An 18,709-nucleotide genomic window follows, 5' to 3' on the forward strand; every position below is an offset into this window, starting at 1 on the left:
CCGACGATGACTTCCTGGAAAGGCCGCCTGCTGCGCGCCGCGCTGGCAGGCCTCGCGGCGCTGCTGCTGCTCGGCGCCTGCGGCAAGAAACTGCATTGGGACCTGGACGACGTCGGCAGCGTGCTGCCCGACCTGAAGTTCAACCTGGTGAACGATGAAGGCAAGGCGGTGACCGCGGCCGACTACGCCGGCAAGGTGGTGGTGCTGTATTTCGGCTACACCCATTGCCCCGACGTGTGCCCGCTGACCCTGTCGCACCTGGCCGACGCGGTGCAGGCGCTGGGCCCGAAGGCCGACGACGTGCGCATCCTGTTCGTCTCGGTCGACCCGGCGCGCGACACCCAGCCCATCCTGAAGGCCTACACGCGGGCCTTCAGTCCCCAGGCGGTGGGCCTGACGGGCTCGATGGAGCAGATCCAGGCGACCGCCAAGCGTTTCCACGTGGCCTTCAACTACGGCCGCAAGGATGCCTCGGGCAACTACGAGGTCAACCACAGCGCCGCCATCTACGTGTTCGACAAGCGCGGACGCGGGCGCCTGATCGGCTCGGAGAACTCGGCGCCGGCGCAGATCACCCACGACCTGCGTCAACTGATCGAACGATGATCGGCGAGCGGCGGGAATAACGCGGCGGGTGCCGGCGAACTGCCGTTGTTGTCCCGGGGAATCAGGCGTGACGCGGAGCCTGCGGGGCGTGGGTTGCCCCCTGCGGCGCCCGGGCTGCGGCCGCTCGCGCCGGCTCGGCGGGCCGGCGCTCGGACAGGCGCATCCAGCGCCGCAGCGCCGCCATCGAGGCCAGCACATTGATGGCCGAGGCCGGAATCCACAGGATCAGTCCGCCCAGGTGCTGGTCGCTCATCGCGCTCAGGCCGGCCACCGCGCGCCCGCACAGCGAGTAGATGGGGTACCAGTCGGTGCTGTTGAGCGCCAGCACGGCGCCCAGCGCCATCTGCGGCAGCATGCCGATCACCGGCAGGAACACCCGCCAGCCCGGGCGGATGTGCGCGGGAGGGGCGGGCCTGGGGTCGAGCACCAGCCACCAGAACAGCAGCCCGTCGAACACCATGGTCCAGTTCATCAGCTGGTACAGATGGGTGTTGAGCATGACCCCGACGTGCACCGCCGGCACCAGCCAGAACACCACCAGCCCGGAGAACAGCGCCACCGCGATCGCGGCGTTGAGCAGCAAGGCCGAGGCCCAGCGAACCGGCGCCAGGCGCAGCAGGGGCAGCAGCCAGCGCTGGCGCCAGCGCGCCGGCAGCCCGGAACGCCAGGTGGGGCCGGGCCAGGCGGCGATCACCAGCAGGGGGCCGAGGTCGTGCAGGGCCGTCTGTTGCAGCATGTGCACGAAGAACTCGTGCTCGGCCAGGTAGTCCCACTGAGTCTGCAAACCCTGCCAGATCAGCACCCAGCCGGTCCAGAACAGCGCCTGGCGCCACGCCGGGGTGCGCCGGCGCAGGCTTCCGCGCAGGTACAGCCCGGCGCCCAGCGCCAGGAAGGCGGCCATGGGCCACGAGGGATACCAGGGGACGAACCAGTTCAACGACATGCGGCGTGCTTCGGCGGGCGCCGCGATGCGGCGCAGCAGCGAGCATAGCGCGATGCGCGTGCCGCGCGCCCCGGCGCCCGATTCCTGTGACGGGATTTGACTTGGAGCATTACGCTGTGTCCCGCGAGGCCGTGCAATCAGGGACATGCCGCGCCCCAGCCACAAGACATCTCCGGAGACCCGTTCCATGTCCTTGCCGAATCCGCCCGCCACCTGCGCGATCAACACCTGCGACTTCTGCGACCTGCATGGCGAGGCGATCGAGCGTGGGGACCTGCGGGTGCTGCCCCCGGTGTTCCGCCATTACGGCCGCCAGCCGGTGTTCTTCGGCGAGATCGTGACCCTGCGCTGCCTGGAGGACAACGCGCTGTTGCGCGCCACGCTGCAGCAGGCCGGCATGCAGCGCGTGCTGGTGGTCGACGGCGGCGCCTCCATGGCACGCGCCTTGTTCGGCGGCCAACTCGCGGATCTGGCGGTACGCAACGGCTGGGCCGGCGTGGTGATCGACGGCTGCGTGCGCGACGTGCAGGAACTGCAGGCCTGCGCCATCGGCGTGCGCGCGTTGGGCTGCATGCCGGTGCCGCCGCGCAAGCTGGGCGGCGGCGAGCGCGACCAGCCGGTGCGTATCCAGGGAGTTCCGGTGCGGCCGGGAGAGTGGTTGTACGCCGACGCCGACGGCATCGTGGTCAGCGCGCAGGCGCTGCACCGTCCGCCGGCGGGTGAGGGCCCGGACTGAGCGCCCTCGCGCAGCGGCTCAGACGCCGTTGCGCAGCAGGCCGACGGCCAGGCCCTCGATGTCGAAGGGCTGCCCCGGCTCGACCACGATGGGCGAGAAATCCGGGTTCTCGGGCAACAGTTCGATGCGGGCGGCGCTGCGCCGCAGGCGCTTGACCGTGACTTCGTCGCCCAGCCGGGCGACCACGATCTGGCCGTTGCGCACGTCCTGGGTCTGGCGCACCGCGAGCAGGTCGCCGTCGAGGATGCCCGCGCCCTGCATGCTGGCGCCGCGCACCTTCAGCAGGTAGTCGGGCCGTGCGCTGAACAGCCCGGGGTCGACCCCCAGGGTGGTTTCCACGTGTTCCTGCGCCAGGATCGGGCTGCCGGCGGCCACGCGGCCGATCAGCGGCAGCATCAGCTGCTCCATGCCCGGCAACGCGCGCACCAGCCCGCCGCCACCACCGGGGCGCAGGGCGCCGGCGGCCTGGGGGGTGAGGCGGATGCCCCGCGAGGTGCCCGAGGCCAGTTCCAGCATGCCCTTGCGGGCCAGCGCGTGCAAATGGTCCTCCGCGGCATTGGCCGAGCGGAAACCCAGCTCGGCGGCAATCTCCGCGCGCGTGGGCGGGTACCCGCTGCGTTCGATGCTGCGGGCGATGAGCCTGAGGATCTCCTCCTGGCGGGCGGTAAGCTTCGCGACGTTGGGCATGCAGGCTGCTCCTCGGGCGGCACTGTATAAAAGTGCCTGTATTTTTATCCAGATCAACAAGCAATGCAAGATCCCCGATCCGAATCCCCCGCGGCCGGCACCGGTCCGCTACCCGAGGTGCTGGTGCTGGGCACCGGCGGCACCATCGCCGGCGTGGCACCCGCGGCGGACACCGCCACCGGCGCCGGCTATACCGCCGGCGTGCTCGGCGTGGAGCAACTGCTGGTCTCGGCCCCCGGCGTGCACCAGCACGCGCGGCTGGAATTCACCCAGGTCTGCAACATCGACAGCAAGGACGCCCGGCCCGCGCTGTGGCTGGACCTGGCGCGGGCGGTGCGCGACTGGCGCGCGCGCGCCGGAACCGCCGGCTGCGTGATCACCCACGGCAGCGACACCCTGGAGGAAACCGCCTACGCGCTGGACTGCCTGCTCGAGCCGGGCAGCCCGGTGGTGCTCACCGCGTCCATGCTGCCGGCGGCCGCGCTGTCGGCCGACGGGCCGCGCAACCTGTTCGACGCCGTGCGCGTGGCTGGCGACCCGGCGGCCGCAGGGCGCGGCGTGCTCTGCGTGGCCCACGGCCGCGTGCATGCCGCGCGCGACCTGAGCAAGCAGCATCCGGCCCGCATCGACGCCTTCGGCTCAGGCGAGCGCGGCCCGCTGGGTTTCATCGACGCCGGCGGTCTGCGCTTTACGCGCGAGCAGCCCGGGGCCGCGCAGCGCCCGCTGGCTGCGCCCGAGGCCTCTGCCGAGGACGCGCGCTGGCCGCGCGTGGAGATGGTCTGCAGCCATGCCGGCGCCGACGGGGAACTGGTGCGCGCGCTGCTGGCGGCCTCGGCTGCCGGCACGCTGCGTCCGCCGCTGCACGCGCTGGTGGTTCTGGGCACCGGCCACGGCACCGTGCACCAGGATCTGCAGGCCGCGCTGGACCAGGCCGCCGCCGCGGGCGTGCGGGTGCAGGTGGTGCCGCGCACCGGCCCCTGCGAGGGCGGCGAGTTCGACGGTTTGAACGCCGCGAAGGTGCGGGTGCGCCTGCTGCTGGAGGGGCTGGGAGCCGCTCAGTAGCAGGCGGCCTGCATGGCGGCCTGCGCCTGGGCACGTTGCGCCTGGATCTGCGCCGAGTCCAGGTAGTTCAGCTCTCCGTTGGGGCCGGCCTGGCGCACGCGGCGCCCGCTGTCGAGCAGCTGCAACTGCTGGCGCGCCTGCTCGCAGACCTGCGCGCGCTGCTGCGCCTGCACCTGCGCCTGCAGCTGGTGCGCCTGTTCCTGGGCCTTGCGCTGCTGCTCCTGCTGTTCCTTCGCCTTGGCGAGGCCCGCGCGCACCCTGGCAGCGGCGCTGGCGCCGCTGGCCGGCGCGGCCGGCTGTTCCACGCTGCTGGGCGTGGGCCGCGCCAGGATGGAGCGCGCCGGGGTGCCGGGAGGCGGCGGCTGGTCGCTGTACTGCAGCACGCCGGACTGCGAGCGCCACTTCCACTGCGCCTGCGCGACCGGCGCCAGGCAGAGCAGGGCGGCCAGCCCGAGCAGGATCGGCAAGGCTTGCGGGACGGGGCCCGAAAGGCGGCGAAGGGCGATGCGCATGGGCTTCGGCTCCGGTGGACGAAGGGGCGTTCCCGGGGGAAATTCCCTCCACTTTACGGCATGGCGCGCAGGGGCGGCCGACGGGTCGGACGCGTTGTCTTTTATCATCGTGTTTTGCGCCTGGAGGATTTATGCGCCTTCTCGGAAAAGCGTTGACGTTCGACGACGTTCTTTTGGTTCCGGCTTATTCCCAAGTCCTGCCCAAAGACACCAGCCTTGCCACCCAACTGAGCCGCCGGATCCGGCTCAACATCCCGCTGGTGTCGGCGGCGATGGATACCGTGACCGAGTCCAGGCTGGCCATCGCCATGGCCCAGGAAGGCGGCATCGGCATCATCCACAAGAACCTGTCCCCCAAGGCCCAGGCCACCGAGGTGGCGCGGGTCAAGCGATTCGAATCCGGGGTGCTCAAGGATCCCATCACCATCGCCCCCGGCGTGAAGGTGAGCGACGTGCTGGCGCTGTCGCGGCAGCACGGCATCTCGGGCTTCCCGGTGATCGAGAACGGCAAGGTGGTGGGCATCGTCACCAACCGCGACCTGCGTTTCGAAAGCCGCCTGGACGCCCCGGTGCGCGACATCATGACCCCGCGCGAACGCCTGATCACGGTGCGCGAGGGGGCCACCCCCGACGAGGCCAAGGCGCTGATGCACACGCACCGCCTGGAGCGGGTGCTGGTGATCAACGAGCAGTTCGAACTGCGCGGCCTGATGACCGTGAAGGACATCCTGAAGGCTACCGAGCGCCCCTACGCGGCGCGCGACCCGCAGGGCAAGCTGCGCGTGGGCGCGGCGGTGGGCGTGGGCGAGGGCACCGACGAGCGCGTCGACGCGCTGGTGCGCGCCGGCGTGGACGTGATCGTGGTGGACACGGCGCACGGCCACAGCCAGGGCGTGATCGACCGCGTGCGCTGGGTCAAGTCCCACTATCCCGACGTGGACGTGATCGGCGGCAACATCGCCACCGCCGAGGCTGCGCGCGCGCTGGCGGAGGCCGGCGCCGACGGGGTCAAGGTGGGCATCGGTCCCGGCTCCATCTGCACCACGCGCATCGTCGCCGGCGTGGGTGTGCCGCAGATCACCGCGATCGCCAACGTCGCGCAGGCGCTGGAAGGCACCGGCGTGCCGCTGATCGCCGACGGCGGAGTGCGCTATTCCGGCGACATCTCCAAGGCCGTGGCCGCGGGCGCGCACAGCGTGATGATGGGCAGCATGTTCGCCGGCACCGAGGAAGCTCCCGGCGAGGTCATCCTGTACCAGGGGCGCTCCTACAAGACCTACCGCGGCATGGGCTCGATCGGCGCGATGAACGCCGGCTCGGCCGACCGCTACTTCCAGGACGGGGTCGAGGCTCCGGCCTCGGCGGGGGCCGAGAAATTCGTGCCCGAGGGCATCGAGGGCCGCGTGCCCTACAAGGGCGCGCTGGGCGCCATCCTGTACCAACTGGTCGGTGGCGTGCGCTCGTCTCTGGGCTACTGCGGCTGCGCCAGCATCGAGCAGATGCGCGCACGCGCGCAGTTCGTCCAGATCACGTCGGCAGGCATGCGCGAAAGCCACGTGCACGACGTGCAGATCACCAAGGAAGCCCCGAACTACCACGTGGAATGAGCGCGACCATGCACCAGAAGATCCTGATCCTGGACTTCGGATCCCAGGTCACGCAGCTCATCGCCAGGCGCGTGCGCGAGGCGCAGGTGTACTGCGAGATCCACCCCAACGACGTCGGCGACGCATTCATCCGCGAGCAGGTGGCGCAGGGCCTCAAGGGCATCATCCTGTCGGGAAGCCACGCCAGCACCTACGAGGACCACGAGCTGCGCGCGCCGCAGGCGGTGTGGGACTGCGGGCTGCCGGTGCTGGGCATCTGCTACGGCATGCAGACCATGGCCGCGCAGCTCGGCGGCAAGGTCGAGTGGAGCGAGCACCGCGAGTTCGGCTACGCCGAGGTGCGCGCGCGCGGCCACACCCGGCTGCTCGACGGCATCGAGGACTTCCGCACCGCGGAAGGCCACGGCATGCTCAAGGTCTGGATGAGCCACGGCGACAAGGTCACCGAACTGCCGCCGGGCTTCAAGCTGCTGGCCAGCACCCCGAGCTGCCCGATCGCCGGCATGGCCGACGAGGCGCGGGGCTACTACGCGGTGCAGTTCCACCCCGAGGTGACGCACACCGTGCAGGGCACGCCGCTGCTGCGGCGCTTCGTGCGCGACATCTGCGGCTGCGCCGGTGACTGGATCATGGGCGACTACATCGCCGAGGCCACGCAGCGCATCCGCGAACAGGTGGGCGACGAGCAGGTGATCCTGGGCCTGTCCGGCGGCGTGGATTCCAGCGTCGCGGCGGCGCTGATCCACCGCGCCATCGGCGACCAGCTGACCTGCGTGTTCGTCGACCACGGACTGTTGCGTCAGGACGAAGGCCGCATGGTCATGGACATGTTCGCCGGACGCCTGCACGCGAAAGTGGTGCACGTCGATGCCAGCGCGGAGTTCCTGCAGGCTCTCGGCGGCGTGTCCGACCCGGAGCAAAAGCGCCGCATCATCGGCCGCGAGTTCGTCGAGGTGTTCCAGCGCGAGGCACGCAAGCTCGAGCGCGCCAGGTGGCTGGCGCAGGGCACCATCTACCCGGACGTGATCGAGTCGGGCGGCGCCAAGACCAAGAAGGCCAGCACCATCAAGAGCCACCACAACGTCGGCGGCCTGCCCGAAACCCTCGGGCTGAAGCTGCTCGAGCCCTTGCGCGAGCTGTTCAAGGACGAGGTGCGCGAACTCGGCAAGGCGCTGGGCCTGCCGGCCGAGATGGTCGACCGCCATCCCTTCCCCGGACCGGGGCTGGGGGTGCGCATCCTGGGCGAGGTCCGGCGCGAATACGCGGACCTGCTGCGGCGGGCGGATGCGATTTTCATCGAGGAGCTTCGCAACACCCGCGATGCGGCCAGCGGCCGCACCTGGTACGAGCTGAGCTCGCAGGCCTTCGCGGTGTTCCTGCCGGTGAAAAGCGTGGGCGTGATGGGCGACGGGCGCACCTACGACTACGTGGTGGCGCTGCGCGCGGTCAACACCAGCGACTTCATGACCGCCGACTGGACCGAACTGCCCTACGCGCTGCTCAAGCGGGTGTCCAGCCGCATCATCAACGAAGTGCGCGGCATCAACCGCGTCACCTACGACATCTCCTCCAAGCCGCCCGCGACCATCGAGTGGGAGTGAAATCAGGTCCTTCGGGGACTATCGTCAGCTATCGAAAGTCTGTCATAACGTGTTGAGTTAGAAAGAAATACGTCACGGCAGCTATCGGTGACTATCGCCGGCTAGCAGAACAGGTTGGCGGTAGAACTGACGGTATGAACCGGGGGCCGGATGAAGACCCTCCCGTTAACTACCCAGACTAAACCGGTCTTTGACGGTAAAAGTCTCCTCGGGAAAGCTTGTTTTATGCGGCTTTCCGAGCATCAGCAGGTCTCCTGGCCCCTGACGGTAAAAGCCGTCACGCTGTCGCGCCAGGCGCTCGACATCTTCGTGGCGCTGCATACCTGCGCAGCCGGCTCGAAATTCGTGCTGCCGTCGCGCTACGACTCCGACCGCTGCATGTCCCATGCGACCTTGAACCGGGGCACGCAGTGCAGGAGTGGGCCAACATGGTCGATGCTTGGATCGACGGGCAGACCTACGTGCCCAGGCTGATGCCGGAGCCTGTGGTCGTGCCGGTGTTGAGCGCGACAGTCTGAAATGGCGGCCATGGTTGTCACTTGACAACCATGGCCGGTCACCCCGATACTGGAGATCACTGATGGCCCGTCCCTCTCATCCGAAGAAGGAGGTCGAGGAAGCTCTCAGGCACGCCGAAGGGCAGGGCTGGCGCGTCGAAGTCGGCGGCAGCCATGCCTGGGGGCGAATTTATTGCCCGTACAACGATGAGGAGTGTCGCTGCGGCGAGTTCTGCATCACCAGCGTATGGAGCACGCCGAAGAACCCTGGAAACCACGCACGCGCTCTACGGCGTGTCGTGGACAACTGCACCACGCATCGCAAGCAGCGCGAGGCTGAAGGCGGTGCCGAGGAGTAGCACGATGGAATACACCTTTACCCTGAAATACCAGCTCACCGAAGACGACAGCGACCCGGATGGCCTGGTCGAGCGTCTGGGTGAGGCCGGCTGCGACGATGCCCTGGTCGGCATCGGCCAGCCGGGGCGGCTGGCGTTGGAGTTCACCCGAGAGGCGGACAGCGCGGACACGGCCGTGCGCAGCGCGTTGGCCGACGTACGCAGCGCCGTACCGTCGGCCAGGTTGATCGAGGTGGCGCCGGATCTCGTCGGGTTGACCGATGTGGCCGAGATCGTCGGGGTGTCGCGGCAGAACATGCGCAAGCTGATGCTGGCCCATCCGGGCAGCTTCCCGGCGCCGGTGCATGAAGGCAGTGCGTCGATCTGGCACCTGGCGGACGTGCTGGCCTGGTTGCAGGCCAAGGGCAGCTATTCGCTGACCAGGGACGTTCAGGAGGTGGCGCGGGTGGCCTTGCAGGTCAATGTGGCGAAAGAAGGCCGCCGGTTGCCGCACTCGGCGTCCAAGGAGCTGGAAGCCTTGGTGGGATAAGTGTTGTGGCTCGGCTTCATTCCTCACTCGAACCCGCCCGGACAGGGCGGGTTTTCCGTAGGTGGACATCGGGCTTCGAGACGCCGCCGCGAGGAGCTTGCTTGCGCTGCTCGATCCCCGCTTGCACTTCGGGCCATGTCGAACTCCGTGGTTGTCCGGCGATATGAGTTGCCACCGCATGACGACATGGTGGCTTTCAATTGCTATCGCGGGAACTGACTGGAGCGTAGAGATGCGTATTCCGGAGCATCGTGACCGGCCATTCCTGCCGAACGTGACCGCGGATTCATCGCGCTACGGGACAGCGCGCAGGACACAGCCAATCAGGTCGGCCAGGAGTTCACACGCCGCAACCTCAACATCCAGCCGACGCTGAGCGAACGCCCGGGCTTGCCGGTCAGCATCATCGTCAACCGCGACCTGATGCTGCGGCCGTACCAGCCGATGTTCTTCAACCGGGGGACTTCGCAATGAGCACGACACGCAAGCTGCGGCTGGGGCCACTGCCGAAGACCGAAAGCACAAAGCTGACGTTCGCGTGCCCGGCCACGCTCAAGGCCGACCTCGACCGCTACGCGGCTATGCACGCGCAGAGCTACGGCGAAGCGGTCGATGCGACGACGCTGATCCCGCACATGCTGGAGGCGTTCATTGCGGGGGATCGGGGGTTCAGACGGGGCAGGGGAGACGACACCCGACCGGCCCCCCACGCGGCCATGCCGAAGGGGTGAGCGTTTGGATATGTTGCGATTGTCGTATCCAAACTACGACTGTAGGCACTATATCAAATGGACTTCCGCTTGGGAAAGTTGTAGAAATCGTAGTATGGCTACGACTACTTCAAGCAAGTTAAATGCCCTCTACACCCGGCTGGCCCCGGGAACGCCGCTGACCTCGGAGGACTTGGCGGCGCTGGGCATCTCTGCCGACTTGGCGGTGCATTATGTCCGGGCAGGCTGGCTCACGCGCCTGGCCCGCGGGGTGTACGTCCGCCCGAACGACACCTTGGCGCTTCACCCCAGCTTGCTGCTGTTGCAGCGCCGGTTCGAGGGGCTGCACGTCGGCGGCAAGTCGGCGCTGGACTGGTACGGCGTGCGCCAGTACGTGTCGCAGCAACCCGTGCTGCACCTGTATGGCTGGACGGCGGCCCGCCTGCCGGAATGGTTCACCGAACGCTTTCCGGGCGAGTACCACCGCAAGCGCCTGTTCGACGAGCAGCCGACCGCCTTGCTGCACGTCGGACCATTCGAGAAGCGCAGCGGGGCGCCGCAGGTCTCGGCGCCGGAGCGCGCCTTGCTGGAACTGTTGAGCGAAGTCGGGGTGCGCCAGCCCTTGCAGGAAGCCCGCGAACTCGTCGAAAGCGCATACAGCCTGCGCGCCGATGTGCTGCGCGAGCTGTTGCAGCACTGCACGAACATCAAGACCGTTCGGCTATGCCTGCAACTCGGACGCGAGGTGTCGTTGCCTTGGGCGGCGAAGCTCGATCCGGCCACGCTGCCGACGGGCAGCGATCGGCCTTGGGTGTCCCGATCGGCCGATGGCTTGCTGGTGCTCAAGCCATGAACCAGACCTACCTCGATACCGCGCGCCTGCTGACGCAGGTAGCGCCGCTGGTGTTCGCGGACGACACGTTCGCGTTGAAGGGTGGCACTGCGATCAATCTGTTCGTGCGCGACATGCCGCGCTTGTCGGTCGATCTCGATTTGGTCTTTCCCGATCACACGTTGCCGCGTGTTGAGGCGCTGACGCGCATCAACGAGGCTGTCAGGCAAGCCGCGGAACGGTTGACGAAGCAGGGGTTCCAGACGCTGGTTGATGATGAGCCGCTGCCGCGCAAACCCGCGCCAGCAAAGGACGTGTTTTTCTGACGGTAAAAGCGACGGTAAAGGCTCATGTCGATCACAGCCTGTTAATCACGCGGACTTGCGTGACTCGTTGATGATCGAGTGGGAGTGATCCCGGCGGTCAAGCCGCGGCCAACTGCAGATTCGCCAGGTCCTCCAGCAGGCTCGGGCCTTCGGGTTCCCAGCCCAGCCAGCGGCGCGTGAGTTCGCTGGAGGCGGGTACGTCGTGCGCGGCGAAGCCGGCCATCCAGCCGAACACGTGGCGCGCCTGTTCGGTGTCGATGGAGCGCACCGGCAGGCCCAGGCGCCCGGCGATGGCCTGGGCGATGTCGCGCAGCGCCACGCCGCCTTCGGCGACCGCGTGGTACTTGGCATCCGGTTCGGCGCGTTCGAGAGCCAGGCGGTACAGGCGGGCGACGTCCAGGCGCGGCGCGGCCGGCCAGCGCTGGCCTCCGTCGCCGATGTAGGCGCAATAGCCCAGTTCGCGGAAGCGGGCGATCATCAGCGTGATCAGGCCCTGGCTGCGGGTGTCGTGCACCTGAGGCAGGCGCACCACCGAGACGTTGACCCCGGCCGCCGCGGCCAGCGCGGCCGCCTGTTCCGAGGCCGCGCGGGGGTGCACCTCGGTGCCGACGATGGGGTAGTGTTCACGCGCGGGCTCGCCGGGCACGGTGTTGGCCAGCGGAACGCCGGAGGTGACGAGCAGGGGACGATCGGATCCGGCCAGGCCTTCGGCCAGGGCCTGGATCACCTGCCGGTCCTCCTCGCAGTTGGCGACGAAGCGCGTGAAATCGTGCTTGAAGCCCAGGTGGATCACGCCGTCGCAACTGGCGGCGGCGTCGCGCAGCAGCGCGCCGTCCTCCAGGCGGCCGTGCAGCACCTCGCCGCCGGCGGCCTCGAGGGCAGGGGCCTTGTCGGGCGCGCGGCACAGGCCGAGGACCGCGTGGCCCGCGGCGACGAGTTGCTCGACCACGGCCGAGCCGATGTTTCCGGTGGCACCGGTGACGAATACACGCATGCTGGTTCTCCCTGGCAAAGGTTCAGACCGCGAAATACGCGGGATGGTCGAGGTCGGCGAGCAGTTCCGCCTGCGTGGGCTGCCAGCCCAGTACCGCCCGGGTGTGCTCGCTGGACGAGGGGCAATCGAGGCCCACGAACTGGGCCAGCCAGCCGAAATGCGCGGGGGCCTGCTCGGTGCTCAGGGACACCGCGGGCAGACCCAGGCGCGCACCGATCAGCTCGGCGATGCGCCGGAAGGGCACGCCGGACTCGGCCACCGCGTGGAAGGGGCCGGCATCGGCGCCTTGTTCGAGCGCCAGGCGGAACAGCCGCGCGGCGTCCAGCCGGTGCACCGCCGGCCAGCGGTTCGCGCCGTCGCCGATGTAGGGCGAGACTCCCTTGTCCCGCGCCAGCGCGATGATGCGCGACACGAAGCCGTGGTCGCCGTGGCCGTGCACGGTGGGAGCCAGGCGTACCGCGGCGCCGCGAACGCCCCGCGCGCGTAACCGCGCCAGCGCGGCCTCGGGGTTGCGGGGCAGCGCGGCGAGTTCCGGCCGGCTCGGGCTGCGCTCGCTGGAAACGCTGCCGGGCGCCAGCAGCGCCACCCCCGAGGCCACCACCAAGGGACGCTCGCTGCCCTGCAGGCTGGCACCCAACGCCTCGATGGACACCGCCTCGTCGGCGCCGTTTTGCGCGAAGCGGGAAAAGTCATGGTCGAAGGCGAGGTGGACCACGCCGTCGGCCGCCTGCGCCTCGCGCCGCAGGCCCTGCAGGTCCTGCAGCGATCCCTCGACCACTTCGGCTCCGGCGGCGGCCAGTTCCGCCGCCTTGGCCGGGTTGCGGCACAGGCCGCGCACCTGGTGCCCGGCGCCGATGAGTTCGCGCACCACCGCCGAGCCCACCCAACCCGTCGCGCCCGTCACGAATACACGCATCATGCTTGCTCCGAAATGCTGATGGACGCATTCTGGGACGGCGAATTATGATGGTAAAGTAGTGATCTTATCCTAGTAAAATGACTACCAGCCAGTTGGGTGAGTACCTGCGGGACCGGCGTACGCGCCTGGACCCCGCGGCCCTGGGTTTTTCCTCCGAGCGCCGGCGCACGCCGGGGCTGCGGCGCGAGGAAGTGGCGCAGCGCGCCAACATCAGCCCCACCTGGTACACCTGGCTGGAGCAGGGCCGTGGGGGTGCGCCCTCGGCCGCGGTGCTCGACCGCATCGCCCACGCCCTGATGTTGACCGAACGCGAGCGCGAGCACCTGTTCCTGCTCGCACTCGGTCGCCCGCCGCAGGCCCGCTACCAGGGCGCCGAGGGCGTCACGCCGCGCCTGCAGCGCCTGCTCGACGTGCTGGACCCCTGCCCGGCGGTGATCCGCACCGCCACCTGGGACGTGGTGGCCTGGAACCGCGCCGCCACCCGGGTGCTGATGGACTACGCGGCGCTGGAGCCGCAACAGCGCAACGTGTTGCGTCACCTGTTCCTGGATGCCCGGGCCCGCGAGGCCCAGTACGACTGGGACAGCGTGGCGCGCGCGGTGGTCGGCAGTTTCCGCGTGGAGGCGGCGCGCGCCGGCGCCGCGGCGGCGGTGCAGCCCCTGGTAGACGAACTCAGCCGCCTCAGCCCCGAGTTCCGCGCCCTGTGGAACGAGGCGGAACCGCCTCCCTCGCGCCACGAGGCGGTGAAGCAGATCCGCCACCCCGTGCTGGGAAGCTTCGCCTTCGAGTACTCGGCCTTCGCGGTGGACGGCAGGACCGACCTCAGCCTGGTGGTCTACAACCCGGCCACGCCGGGGGATTTGCAGCGCCTGCGGGATTTGCTGGATTCGTGACGGCCTGGTTTTGCGGGCAGGAATATTCCGCAAGCCGCGGATGATCGGCGCATCAAGTTCGTATTAATCGCAGATCAATAGTTGGTGATCAATATTTCATCCCCCTTTGGCGCCTTTACCATGGCCCCGAAACGGCCCTTTCCGCGCGCTCTGGTAAATATTCGCATTCGTTGCGGACATAATATCCGGCCATAGATTCCAGGTGCGCGGCAAGGCCTCACGACGTGGATGGTTCCGGGGGGGGCTATGAAGACTGCGAATCAAGGCCGGGCAGGCCAGGGGTCGGCGCGCGCGCGGGGCGCGGGCCATCGGCGCTCACGCGGCGCGGAGGCGCCGCATTTTCGTCGCACTCGCCTGTCCGAAGCCCTGTTCGGCGCGTTGCTGGCCCTGCAGGCGCCCGCTGCAATGGCTTCGATCTGCCCGACCGGGGTGCTGGTCAATAGCTACACCGGCACCGGTTCGGGCACCTTGTACAACGCCTTCAACAATGGCTGCGTGGAACTGTCCACCTCAGTGCCGAGTGGCGGCAGCGGCACGATGGCCCGGCTCGACCAAAGCTATACGCTGAGCAGCGGCGTCACCGTTTATCTGGATACGGCGGGCTCGTCGATGATCTACCGGATGGGCGAGGCAAGCGGTGTGACCCTCACCTACGGCATGAGCGCGACTGGGGCCATGGCCTTCGACGCGGTGCCGGTCAGCAGCTCGCAAGCCTATGCCGAGGTTGTTCTGGACCCGTCGTTCCAGGTGGTGTACAGCGGGAATCCGGTGGTCATCGATCCGGCCACCATCGTGACAGTGACGTCCCTCTCCAACTTCGCTGGGGGCTCGACCATCCAACTGAGCCACACCTATTACAGCAATGCCTACTTGCCCACGCTGAAATTCGGCGAACCCGTCGCTGTCCCCATCCCTATTCAGGTTATCGGTGGGGGAAACATCGACACCAACGGGCAGACCGGAACGCTCCTGATGGATGTGTCCGGTAGCGCGGACCTCAACGTCATTGGTACTGGGACCCTCAAGCTGGACGCCATGAACGGCGTGTCGCTGACGGGCTCGGTGATCATCAACCCGGGCACAACGGTGGAGGTGGATGAGGGCACGATCAAGGCCCCGGGGCTGTGGCAGGTCGGCGGCACATTCTCCCTGGGCTCGGATGCATCTTCCCCCGAGATCAGCGCCCTGTCCGGCTCGGGTTCGGTGCTGCTGGGGGCCAAAACCCTCACGGTGGACAACGGAGGTACCACTTTTCTCGGCGGGATACAGGGAACCGGCGGCCTGACACTCGCTGGAGGCACCCAGTTCCTGGGTGGCACCAACAGCTACAGCGGTCTGACCACCATCGATACCGGCGCGACCTTGAGCCTGTCGGGCGGGGGCTCGATCGCCGCCTCGTCCTCGGTCAGCGACTCCGGCACCCTCGACATCTCCAATACCAGCGGCGGCGCCACCATCCAGAGCCTCAGCGGCGGCGGCGCGGTGCAACTCGGCAGCAAGACCCTGACCCTAAGCCAGCCCACCCAGACCTTCTCCGGCAACATCCAGGGCCCCGGCAACCTGCACATCGCCAGCGGCAACGAGACCCTCAACGGCAGCAACTCCTACACCGGGCTGACCACCATCGACGGCGGAGCGACGCTGACCCTGTCGGGCGGGGGAAGCCTGGCGTCGAGCTCGACGATGCTCGACAACGGCACGCTGAGCTTCAACAACTCCACCAGCAGTCTGGGCGTGGCCATTTCCGGCTCCGGAGGCGTGGTGGTCGCAGCCGGCAGCGCGACCCTGACCAGGGCCAGCAGCTACACCGGTTCGACCACCATCGGCGCCGGTACCACGCTGCGTCTGGCGGGAGCCGGGTCGATCGCCAACTCCTCGGTCAACGATTCCGGGCTGCTGGACATCTCCGGCGCCACCGCGGGCAGCAGTATCGACAGCCTGGCCGGCAATGGCAACGTCAGCCTGACCATCGCGCCGGTCTCGCCCTTCAACGGCGGCGGCAACCTGCCGCCGAATGTGTCCGGGGCGGGCGCGGCCCTCGATTCGGTGGTCGCCAGCGCGACCGGAGCCTTGTTCGATCGCCTGAGCACGCTGTTCGCCCAGCCTTCGCTGAGCACGGCCCTGCAGACCATCGACGGCGAACTGTACGCGGCGACACCGTCCTGGCTGCTGCTGGACGACCAGCAGGAATGGGGCCAACTGTTCGAGCGCCTGAGCCTGAACGAACGCGCCGACGGCACCCCCGCCGACCACGGCTTCGCCTGGGTCGACGGTTCGCGCACGCGCGTGATCGGCGACGGCAATGCGCTGGGCCTGGGGCAGAGCTCCAGCGGGCTGACCCTCGGGCGCGAGATCCACCGCGGCGCGTGGGCGCTGGGGCTGGCCGCTGGCACCTTGCAGGCCGGCGTGACCCGCGACGGCATCGGCGACGGCGCCACCACGCAGATGTACCGCGTGGGGGTGTTCGCGTCGCGCCCGCTGGGCGCCCTGCAACTGGGCACGCTGCTGGGCTATTCGCAGGGACAGGTGCGCTACGGCATGGCCGGGCGCGAGGCCCGCATGCTGAGCTGGCAGTCGCGCCTGGGCCGCGATTTCCGGCTGTCGCCCCGCGACCTGCTGAACCCGGTGCTGGGCCTGGACCTGCAGGCCCTGCGCCTGCGCGGCGCGGCCGAATCGGACCCGCTGCTGGGCCTGCAGGTGCCGGCGCAGCGCGCCTGCACCGCCAGCCTGCTGGCGGCCCTGCGCGCGGTCCACGCCTGGGACTGGCGTGGCGCCAGCGGAGAGTTCAGCGCCACGCTGGGCCTGCGGCACTGGCTGCGCCGCCCGCCGGGAGCCGTGCTGCTGCGCTACAACGGCATTCCCGACATGCCCTTCACCACCTCGACCGAGGCGCCGCCGCGCAACCTGCTGGAAGCCGGCATCGGCTTGCACGCGCAATTGCGCAGGCGGCTGAGCGCCGAGTTGTCGCTGCGGGGCGATTACGGGCGCAGCGTGCGCGCCGGCAAGATCGAGGCCCGGCTGGAGTGGGGCTTCTGAACCCGTGCGCGCGTCTCAGGCGCGCGTACGGTCGCGCTGCTCGAAATGGCGCAGGGTGTAGTCGTAGGCGCTGTCGATCAGACGCTGATAGTCCTTCGAGTTCAGCAAGCCCGTGGAATGGTGGGGCGGCGTCAGCAAATGGGTGGCCAGCCCGCGCCGCAGCTTGCTGCTGACGTCGTCGTGCACCATCGCCGAGCGCGCCAGGATGGCGAACAGGCTGGGCCACTGGCGCCCGTGCATCCATTGCCAGGTCAGACGCGGCAGCGTGGGCAGCGCGGCGTCCTCGAAGGTGGCCGGCAGGGAGTCCTCGCCGCCGATGTCCACGGCGATGATGTCGTGGATCCCGGCGTCGTGCATCACGTCGGTGGGCAGGTTGTTGAGCACCGCGCCGTCCACGTGCACCATGCCCCGGTCGAGCAGCGGGGGCAGGATGCCGGGAATGGCGGCGCCCGCGCGCAACCACTTCCACAGCATGCCTTGCGTGTGCACCGCCACGCGCCCCGCGGTGAGGTTGGCCGAGGTGCAGAAAAAGGGCAGCGGCAGCTCCTCGATGCGCCGCGACTCGAAGGCCGCGCGCAACAGGCGCGTGGCGCGGTTGCCGCGGGTCAGCGCGATCAGCGGCACGGTCAGGTCGCGCAAGGGGTGTCCGGCCACCACCGCCTGATGCATGCGCTCCAGCAGCTGCCGGTCGTCCCATTCGCAGGCCACGCCCGCCGCGACGATGGCGCCGATGCTGGTGCCTCCCAGCGCATCGATGGGCATGCCCAGTTCGCGCAGCGCGCGCACCACGCCCAGGTGCCCGAAACCTCGCGCGCCGCCGCCGGACAGCACCAGCCCGGTCGCGCGGCGCCCGAGCAGCCGGCCCACGCGCATCCAGTCGGCGCGGCCGCGCAGGTGGTGCCAGGACACCGGGGCCTCGAAGCGCTCCAGCCAGGCGGCGGTGGCGCGCGCCGGGGCGGGCGCATCGCCGGCCAGCAACAGCAGGTGGCGGGCCCGGTGCAGGGCATCGGCGCCGCGCCGGCACACCTCGTCGGGCCATTCGCGCGCCGTGTCGTCCTCGCGCGCCAGCAGCAGGAACTGGTCGGCCTGGCGAATGCAGCGCTCGCGCCAGTCGGCGTCGCCGTCGGGCAGGTAGACGACGAAGCGGTGCTCGCGTTCGCGCTGGTCGTGCCATTGCGGGTCGCGCCCGTGCCCCAGCGCGGAATCCACCAGCAGCGCCGAGCCCAGCGGAGCCAGTGCATCGAGCAGGAACTGGGCGGACTGGCGCAGCGGCAGCCCGGGGTGCGCCGGCAACAGCGCGAAGGTGCGCGGGGGGTTCAGGTGGCGTGCTTCCTCGCGCCACTCCACGCGGCCCAGCAGCTCGGCGAGCATGCGCGCGAGCACCTCGGGGTGCGCGGCCATGAGTTGCAGCAGGCGCTCGGTGTCGCGCAGGCGCAGCAGCGTGCAGTCGCGCAGCGCGCGCACCGTGGCGGTACGCGGCCGGCGCGCCAGCACGCCCAGCTCGCCCACCGTCTGGCCCGGCGAGATCCAGCCGAGCAGGCGCTCCTCGTCGCTGGCATGGCCGGGTCCGAAGGCGCCCAGGCTGCCGGAACACAGCAGGTACAGCGCGTCGGAGGGGTCGCCGCGGCGGCACAGGGTCTGCCCGCCGGCCAGTTCCAGCGGCTCCAGGCTCGGCAAAAGCGCGTCCAGCACCCGCGGCGGCAGGTCGCCAAGCAGGGCGCTGCGTGCAATGAGCTCGAGCAGCGGCTGCGCAGCCGGCAGCGCCGGCATGGCCGGAACGTCCATCAAGACCCCCCGGATTCGATCCCCATGCCGCAAGCGTAGCCCAGGCGTGCGCCCGGCGCCGTACCGCCCGAGCAA

Annotated in this window: 17 protein-coding genes and 4 pseudogenes; 14 read left to right on the top strand and 7 right to left on the bottom strand. The window is 69.4% G+C overall.

Annotated features, from left to right (window positions below; translation table 11 throughout):
• Positions 1 to 6 precede the first annotated feature (6 nt).
• A complete protein-coding gene (locus D466_RS0113870) occupies positions 7 to 606 on the top strand; it encodes an SCO family protein (RefSeq protein ID WP_018914312.1) in 600 nt (199 codons plus the stop codon).
• A 61-nt stretch (positions 607 to 667) separates the two neighbouring features.
• On the opposite strand, the gene D466_RS0113875 is transcribed toward D466_RS0113870, so the two are convergent.
• Positions 668 to 1,549: a cytochrome c oxidase assembly protein gene (locus D466_RS0113875; protein WP_026285269.1), complete on the bottom strand. Its 882-nt coding sequence runs from the start codon at positions 1,547 to 1,549 to the stop codon at positions 668 to 670.
• Between the two features lie 187 nt (positions 1,550 to 1,736).
• On the opposite strand from D466_RS0113875, the gene rraA reads away from it, so the two are divergent.
• A complete protein-coding gene (gene rraA / locus D466_RS0113880) occupies positions 1,737 to 2,285 on the top strand; it encodes a ribonuclease E activity regulator RraA (protein WP_018914315.1) in 549 nt (182 codons plus the stop codon).
• A gap of 18 nt (positions 2,286 to 2,303) precedes the next feature.
• Here the strand turns inward: rraA and lexA are convergent, their stop codons facing one another.
• Positions 2,304 to 2,972 carry a transcriptional repressor LexA gene (lexA, locus tag D466_RS0113885; RefSeq protein WP_026285271.1) on the bottom strand — a complete coding sequence of 223 codons (669 nt, stop codon included), beginning with the start codon at positions 2,970 to 2,972 and terminating at the stop codon, positions 2,304 to 2,306.
• Between the two features lie 63 nt (positions 2,973 to 3,035).
• On the opposite strand from lexA, the gene D466_RS0113890 reads away from it, so the two are divergent.
• Entirely contained in the window at positions 3,036 to 4,034 is a 999-nt protein-coding gene (locus tag D466_RS0113890) for an asparaginase (RefSeq protein ID WP_051083762.1), read from the top strand.
• On the opposite strand, the gene D466_RS0113895 is transcribed toward D466_RS0113890, so the two are convergent.
• Positions 4,028 to 4,546: a DUF4124 domain-containing protein gene (locus D466_RS0113895; RefSeq protein WP_018914317.1), complete on the bottom strand. Its 519-nt coding sequence runs from the start codon at positions 4,544 to 4,546 to the stop codon at positions 4,028 to 4,030. The genes D466_RS0113890 and D466_RS0113895 overlap by 7 nt on opposite strands.
• Positions 4,547 to 4,677: 131 nt before the next feature.
• Between D466_RS0113895 and guaB the strand changes: the two genes are divergently transcribed.
• The 5 genes and pseudogenes from guaB (at position 4,678) to D466_RS0113920 (ending at position 9,139) form a co-directional block, all read left to right on the top strand.
• Positions 4,678 to 6,153, top strand: a complete 1,476-nt coding sequence (gene guaB, locus D466_RS0113900; protein ID WP_026285273.1) for an IMP dehydrogenase — start codon at positions 4,678 to 4,680, stop codon at positions 6,151 to 6,153.
• A gap of 8 nt (positions 6,154 to 6,161) precedes the next feature.
• Positions 6,162 to 7,754 (top strand): glutamine-hydrolyzing GMP synthase, encoded by a 1,593-nt coding sequence (gene guaA, locus D466_RS0113905; protein ID WP_026285274.1) that lies wholly within the window; start codon positions 6,162 to 6,164, stop codon positions 7,752 to 7,754.
• A gap of 276 nt (positions 7,755 to 8,030) precedes the next feature.
• A pseudogene (locus D466_RS23405) lies at positions 8,031 to 8,272 on the top strand (integrase); the annotation flags it as partial.
• A gap of 62 nt (positions 8,273 to 8,334) precedes the next feature.
• Entirely contained in the window at positions 8,335 to 8,610 is a 276-nt protein-coding gene (locus D466_RS23410; protein WP_016448862.1) for a hypothetical protein, read from the top strand.
• Between the two features lie 4 nt (positions 8,611 to 8,614).
• A complete protein-coding gene (locus D466_RS0113920) occupies positions 8,615 to 9,139 on the top strand; it encodes an AlpA family transcriptional regulator (protein WP_018914321.1) in 525 nt (174 codons plus the stop codon).
• A 16-nt stretch (positions 9,140 to 9,155) separates the two neighbouring features.
• Here the strand turns inward: D466_RS0113920 and D466_RS24815 are convergent.
• Positions 9,156 to 9,272 (bottom strand): annotated as a pseudogene (locus tag D466_RS24815) (AlpA family transcriptional regulator); the annotation flags it as partial.
• A 155-nt stretch (positions 9,273 to 9,427) separates the two neighbouring features.
• Here D466_RS24815 and D466_RS23415 point away from each other — a divergent pair.
• From D466_RS23415 to D466_RS0113940, 4 genes and pseudogenes are all read left to right on the top strand, one after another.
• Positions 9,428 to 9,613: pseudogene (locus D466_RS23415) on the top strand (TrbI/VirB10 family protein); the annotation flags it as partial.
• Complete coding sequence (locus D466_RS0113930; RefSeq protein WP_018914322.1) at positions 9,610 to 9,870, top strand: DUF2274 domain-containing protein; 261 nt, start codon at positions 9,610 to 9,612, stop codon at positions 9,868 to 9,870. The pseudogene D466_RS23415 and the gene D466_RS0113930, both read left to right, overlap by 4 nt.
• Positions 9,871 to 9,964: 94 nt before the next feature.
• Entirely contained in the window at positions 9,965 to 10,702 is a 738-nt protein-coding gene (locus D466_RS0113935) for a type IV toxin-antitoxin system AbiEi family antitoxin (protein ID WP_026285275.1), read from the top strand.
• Positions 10,699 to 10,965, top strand: a pseudogene (locus D466_RS0113940) (nucleotidyl transferase AbiEii/AbiGii toxin family protein); the annotation flags it as partial. The gene D466_RS0113935 and the pseudogene D466_RS0113940, both read left to right, overlap by 4 nt.
• Positions 10,966 to 11,104: 139 nt before the next feature.
• On the opposite strand, the gene D466_RS0113945 reads toward D466_RS0113940, so the two are convergent.
• Both D466_RS0113945 and D466_RS0113950 read right to left on the bottom strand, forming a co-directional pair.
• Positions 11,105 to 12,001, bottom strand: coding sequence for an SDR family oxidoreductase (locus tag D466_RS0113945; RefSeq protein ID WP_018914325.1), 897 nt, complete (start codon positions 11,999 to 12,001; stop codon positions 11,105 to 11,107).
• Between the two features lie 22 nt (positions 12,002 to 12,023).
• Positions 12,024 to 12,917, bottom strand: a complete 894-nt coding sequence (locus tag D466_RS0113950; protein WP_026285276.1) for an SDR family oxidoreductase — start codon at positions 12,915 to 12,917, stop codon at positions 12,024 to 12,026.
• 80 nt (positions 12,918 to 12,997) lie between these two features.
• On the opposite strand from D466_RS0113950, the gene D466_RS0113955 reads away from it, so the two are divergent.
• Together D466_RS0113955 and D466_RS0113960 are read left to right on the top strand one after the other, a co-directional pair.
• On the top strand, positions 12,998 to 13,813 hold the full coding sequence (locus D466_RS0113955; protein WP_018914327.1) for a helix-turn-helix transcriptional regulator: 816 nt from the start codon (positions 12,998 to 13,000) through the stop codon (positions 13,811 to 13,813).
• A gap of 405 nt (positions 13,814 to 14,218) precedes the next feature.
• Complete coding sequence (locus D466_RS0113960; protein WP_020610678.1) at positions 14,219 to 16,849, top strand: autotransporter domain-containing protein; 2,631 nt, start codon at positions 14,219 to 14,221, stop codon at positions 16,847 to 16,849.
• A 15-nt stretch (positions 16,850 to 16,864) separates the two neighbouring features.
• Here D466_RS0113960 and D466_RS0113965 read toward each other — a convergent pair whose 3' ends face one another.
• Complete coding sequence (locus D466_RS0113965) at positions 16,865 to 18,634, bottom strand: patatin-like phospholipase family protein (RefSeq protein ID WP_018914328.1); 1,770 nt, start codon at positions 18,632 to 18,634, stop codon at positions 16,865 to 16,867.
• Positions 18,635 to 18,709: the final 75 nt, after the last annotated feature.

Source organism: Thiomonas sp. FB-6 (genome assembly GCF_000377645.1).
Lineage (GTDB): Bacteria > Pseudomonadota > Gammaproteobacteria > Burkholderiales > Burkholderiaceae_C > Thiomonas_A.